The sequence below is a fragment of the Acidiphilium sp. PM genome, from assembly GCF_000219295.1.
GTDB lineage: Bacteria > Pseudomonadota > Alphaproteobacteria > Acetobacterales > Acetobacteraceae > Acidiphilium > Acidiphilium multivorum.
On sequence record NZ_AFPR01000216.1, the window covers coordinates 1 to 4,292 of the forward strand.

The following is a 4,292-nucleotide window of genomic DNA, read 5'->3' on the forward strand; positions in this document are numbered from 1 at the left end:
CGGCGCGCCGGCGGCGGGTGCGGCGCGGCGCCGCGCAGGCCTCGCCCGTCGCCTGTTTCGCTTCATCGGCCGTGGCACCGCGTGCGCGGGTTCCTCTCATGCCGCGACTATCGCGGAGATCGGCGTCCCATGCAAGATGGTAGCGCTGTCAGAACCTGGTTGCGCTACCACCGCGCCGCTCCTATACAGGAGCGGTCGGATATCGGGAGAAACAGGAATGTCGGGCAGCGGATCAAAACCCTCCATCGGCTTCATCGGCGTCGGCTTCATGGGCCACGGCATGGCGAAGAACATCGTCGAGGCCGGCTACGCCCTCACGGTGATGGCGCACCGCAACCGCGCCCCGGTCGAGGACCTGATCGGCCGCGGCGCGAAGGAAGCGAAAACCCCGCGCGAGATCGCCGAGGCGAGCGACATCGTGTTCCTCTGCGTCACCGGCAGCCCGCAGGTGCGCGCCGTGACCGAGGGGGAAAACGGCCTCGCCGCCGCCGGCCGGACGCTCACCATCGTCGACTGCTCGACCTCCGATCCGTCGGTCACGGTGCCGCTCGCCGAGAGCCTCGCTGCGCGCAACATCACCCTGCTCGACGCCCCGCTCGGCCGCACGCCGAAGGACGCCTGGGAAGGCACGCTCGACGTGATGATCGGCGGCGCCGCCGAGGATGTCGCCCGCGTGCGCCCGGTGATCGACACCTTCGCCCAGCGCGTGATCCATACCGGGCAGACCGGCACCGGCCACACGATGAAGCTGCTGAACAACTTCCTCTCGATGGGCTATGGCGCGCTCTATGCCGAGGCGCTGATGCTCGGCGCCAAGGCCGGGCTTTCGGCCGAGACCTTCCACAGCGTGATCGCCGGCGGGCGGATGGATTGCGGCTTCTACCAGACCTTCATGCAATACGTGGTCGGGCGCGACCGCAACGCCCACAAGTTCACGCTGAACAACGCGCTGAAGGACACCGCCTATCTCAACGCCTTCGCGGTGGCGCAGGGCGCGGCCAATCCGCTCGCCGCCGCCGTGCGCAATTCCTATGCCCAGGCGGTGGGCGCCGGGCGGGGCGACGATTTCGTGCCGATGCTGGCCGATTTCATCGCCGAGGCCAACGGGGTGAAGCGGGCGGAATGAGCGAGAGCGCGCTGCGCGAGGCGATCTGCCGCTTCGGCCGGTCGCTGTTCGAGCGGGGGCTGACGCCCGGTTCCTCGGGCAATATCAGCGTGCGGCTGGAGGATGGCGGCTGGCTCTGCACGCCGACAGACGCCTCGCTCGGCTTTCTCGACCCCGCGCGCATCGCCCGGCTCGACGCGAACCGCCGGCTCGTCTCCGGCGACAAGCCGACCAAGGAAATCCCGCTGCACGACGCGCTGTATGACACGCGGCCGGAAGCGGGCGCGGTGGTGCATCTGCATTCGACCCACGCCGTCGCCCTCTCGCTGCTGCCGGAGATCGACCCAGCGGAGGCGCTGCCGCCGCTGACGCCGTATGTGATGATGCGCGTCGGCAAGGTGGCGCTGGTGCCGTTCCACGTGCCGGGCGACCCGGCGGTGGGCGATGCCATTCGCGGGCTCGCCGGCAAGCACAGCGCCGTGCTGCTGGCCAATCACGGCCCGGTCGTCGCCGGCACGTCGCTGCAGGCGGCGGTGTTCGCGATGGAGGAGCTGGAGGAGACGGCGAAGCTGCACCTGCTCACCCGCGGGCTCAACCCGCGGCTGCTGACGACAGAACAGCAGGCGGCGGTGCGGGCGAAATTCGGGGTCTGATCCCCTTCCCCGCCGTCAGGCCCGGCCGGCTTCGTCGGGGAAATGCTGCGGCGCCTCGCGCCGGTCGGTCATGCCGTAGTCGCGGATGACGCGCACCAGCCGGTGCGACGCCCCCTCGCCCGCCCAGGCTCCCGTTCCGCTCCTGAGGAGCAAAACATCGCCCGGGGTGAGGACGGCCTCGAACACGTCCCAGCCGACGAGGCCAGGCACCGCGGGGTCAAGCCCGAGGTCGCGGGCCAGGGCCTCCGCCGTCATGCCCGCCGCCCCCTCGCGGCGCGCGGTGAGGAGCGAAACGCCTGCGGAGTCCGCCTCCGCCACCACCCCGACGCGCAGGCGATAATCCGCGAACAGCGCGCGCCGCGCCTCTTCCTGGGCGCGGTGATGCAGGGCGTGGCGGCGCCAGGCGATCAGCGCCGCCTCGTCCCGCCAGAGCGAGACCGAGAGCAGCCAGCCCGGCCGGGTCAGGCTGCGATAGCGGATGTTCTCGATGAACCCGTCGATCCCTTCGAGTTCGGGCCGCAGCAGCCGGGCATGGCCGAAATAGTCGTCCAGCCGGCCGTCCTTCGGCCTGACCTCGAAGATGACGGCGTGCATCGCTCTATTCGGCCGCCGCCTCGGCCTCGCGCCGGCGCTCTTCCGCCCGGGCGCGAACCTTGGCGACCAGCGGCCCCTGCTCGTTATAGGCGTGGCAGGAATTGAGCAGGGCGCTCGGGATGTCCCAGCGGTCCTCGGTGGTGCCGCCCTCGCGCGCCGATTTGTGGGCGCGGATCGAGAACATCGTCTGGATCGCGGTGGTGGCGACCTGCTGGAGCAGCTCGCGCAGATGGGTGCAGCCGGCCGTGCCGCCGACGCGCTCCATCGCCCCCTTGAGGAAGCCCTTGCCGATCGTCAGCCCCGCCAGCGCGGCGAAGTTCGGCGCCACCCCGGGGCAGATCGCGTGCGGCGTGTCGTCCATCGCCGCCTCGGCGCGGACGACGGTGAGCTTGTCGTCGATCGTCAGGCGCAGACCCATCCCGTGCAGCGCCTCGCCGGCGTTGATCCGCCCGCGGTCGTGATTGCCGAAACTGTAGGTCTTGGTGTCCTTCATGTGGGCTTCGATGTCCACGAGGCCGTCGGCGCGCAGATAGCCGCGGATCGCGATGTCGCGCAGGTGGAGCAGTTGCCGGGATTCGGCATGGCTGAGGGGCATGGAGCGAAAACTTTCCCTGATCTCGATGTTGACGAATAGGTTAAGCGCTGCCCGGACGGCTTGCAAATGCTCCGGCGCGATGCATGACAGGGTTGCTGCCCCTCGCGCGCGGTTGTCTGCCGCGCGAGACCGGCGCAATCTGTCGCGCCTCGTTTTCATCGCCCCTCCCCGCGCCACCCGAACGGACCCATGGAATACACGCACAGGCAACGGCTTCAGGTCATCTCCGGTATCATCCTGTGCATCCTGCTGGCGGCGATCGACCAGACGGTGGTGATCCCCGCGGTGCCGGCGATGGCGGCGGGGCTGCACGGCTTCTCCCATCTCTCCTGGGTGGTGACGGCCTATCTGCTGACCTCGACGGCGACGACCCCGCTTTACGGCCGCCTGTCCGACCAGTTCGGCCGGCGGCAGACGCTGATCCCCTCGATCGCGCTGTTCGTCCTCGCCTCCTGCGTCTGCGCCACGGCAGAAACCCTGCCCTGGCTGATCGCCGGGCGGGCGCTGCAGGGGGTGGGCGGCGGCGGGCTGATGGCGATCGCGCAGGCGGCGATCGCCGACGTGGTCAGCCCGCGCGAGCGCGGCAAGTATCAGGCCTACATGGCCGGGACCTGGGGCGTCGCCTCGACCGCGGGGCCGGTGGTCGGCGGCTGGGTGACCGATCATCTCTCGTGGCAGTGGATCTTCTGGTTCAACGTGCCGCTCGGCCTCGCCGCGCTGGTGCTGAGCCAGATCGGGCTGCGCCAGCTCAGGACGGTGGCACGCGGCGGGCGGATCGACTACGAGGGCGCGGCCCTGCTCACCTGCGCCGTCACCGCCTTCCTGATCGGCCTGTCCTGGGGCGGGCGGAACTATCCGTGGCTTTCGGCGCCGGTGATCGGCATCTTCGCGGCGGGCTTCGCGCTGATCGCCGCCCTCTGGCGGTGGGAGGCGCGCGCCGCCGTCCCGCTGCTGCCGATGCGGCTGTTCGGCAGCGCCTCCTTCGTGCGGCTGGTCGGGATCGGGTTCCTCACGGCGCTGGCGATGTTCTCGGCGATCTTCCTGCTGCCGCTGTTCTTCCAGCTGGTCTACCGCGCCAATGCCGCGCAGTCCGGCTGGGACATCATGCCGTTCATGATCGCGAGCACGATCGGCGCCTACGCCGCCGGCCAGGTGGCGCGGCGCACCGGGCGGACGCGCAAGCTGCTCATCGGCGGCCTCGTCGTCGGTACCGCCGGCTTCGTCCTGCTCGGCCTGCTGCCGCGCGCGACCCCGCTCGGCCTCGTCGTCTTCAACTGCTTCGTCATGGGGCTCGGAATCGGCTTCGTCCTGCCCTCCAACCTCGTCGCGGTGCAGAATGCGGCGA

General features: G+C 70.3%; 5 protein-coding genes. 3 read left to right on the forward strand and 2 right to left on the reverse strand.

From position 1 onward, the window contains the following. The first annotated feature begins 217 nt into the window (after window positions 1–217). Both APM_RS09850 and APM_RS09855 read left to right on the forward strand, forming a co-directional pair. Window positions 218–1,126 carry an NAD(P)-dependent oxidoreductase gene (locus APM_RS09850; protein WP_007423222.1) on the forward strand — a complete coding sequence of 303 codons (909 nt, stop codon included), beginning with the start codon at window positions 218–220 and terminating at the stop codon, window positions 1,124–1,126. Beyond that, window positions 1,123–1,758, forward strand: coding sequence for an aldolase (locus tag APM_RS09855; protein WP_007423223.1), 636 nt, complete (start codon window positions 1,123–1,125; stop codon window positions 1,756–1,758). Before APM_RS09850 ends, APM_RS09855 begins: the two co-directional genes overlap by 4 nt. Window positions 1,759–1,773: 15 nt before the next feature. On the opposite strand, the gene APM_RS09860 is transcribed toward APM_RS09855, so the two are convergent. Together APM_RS09860 and APM_RS09865 are read right to left on the reverse strand one after the other, a co-directional pair. After that, on the reverse strand, window positions 1,774–2,352 hold the full coding sequence (locus APM_RS09860) for an antibiotic biosynthesis monooxygenase (protein WP_007423224.1): 579 nt from the start codon (window positions 2,350–2,352) through the stop codon (window positions 1,774–1,776). Window positions 2,353–2,356: 4 nt separating this feature from the next. Continuing rightward, window positions 2,357–2,947, reverse strand: coding sequence for a DUF2889 domain-containing protein (locus APM_RS09865; protein ID WP_007423225.1), 591 nt, complete (start codon window positions 2,945–2,947; stop codon window positions 2,357–2,359). A gap of 189 nt (window positions 2,948–3,136) precedes the next feature. Here APM_RS09865 and APM_RS09870 point away from each other — a divergent pair. Further along, on the forward strand, window positions 3,137–4,292 hold a 1,156-nt coding region (locus APM_RS09870), incomplete at its 3' end, for an MDR family MFS transporter (protein WP_007423226.1).

Coding starts and splice junctions, on each gene's coding strand:
- APM_RS09850 (WP_007423222.1), top strand. CDS start 218: ATGTCGGGCAGCGGATCAAAACCCTCCATCGGCTTCATCGGCGTCGGC.
- APM_RS09855 (WP_007423223.1), top strand. CDS start 1,123: ATGAGCGAGAGCGCGCTGCGCGAGGCGATCTGCCGCTTCGGCCGGTCG.
- APM_RS09860 (WP_007423224.1), bottom strand. CDS start 2,352: ATGCACGCCGTCATCTTCGAGGTCAGGCCGAAGGACGGCCGGCTGGAC.
- APM_RS09865 (WP_007423225.1), bottom strand. CDS start 2,947: ATGCCCCTCAGCCATGCCGAATCCCGGCAACTGCTCCACCTGCGCGAC.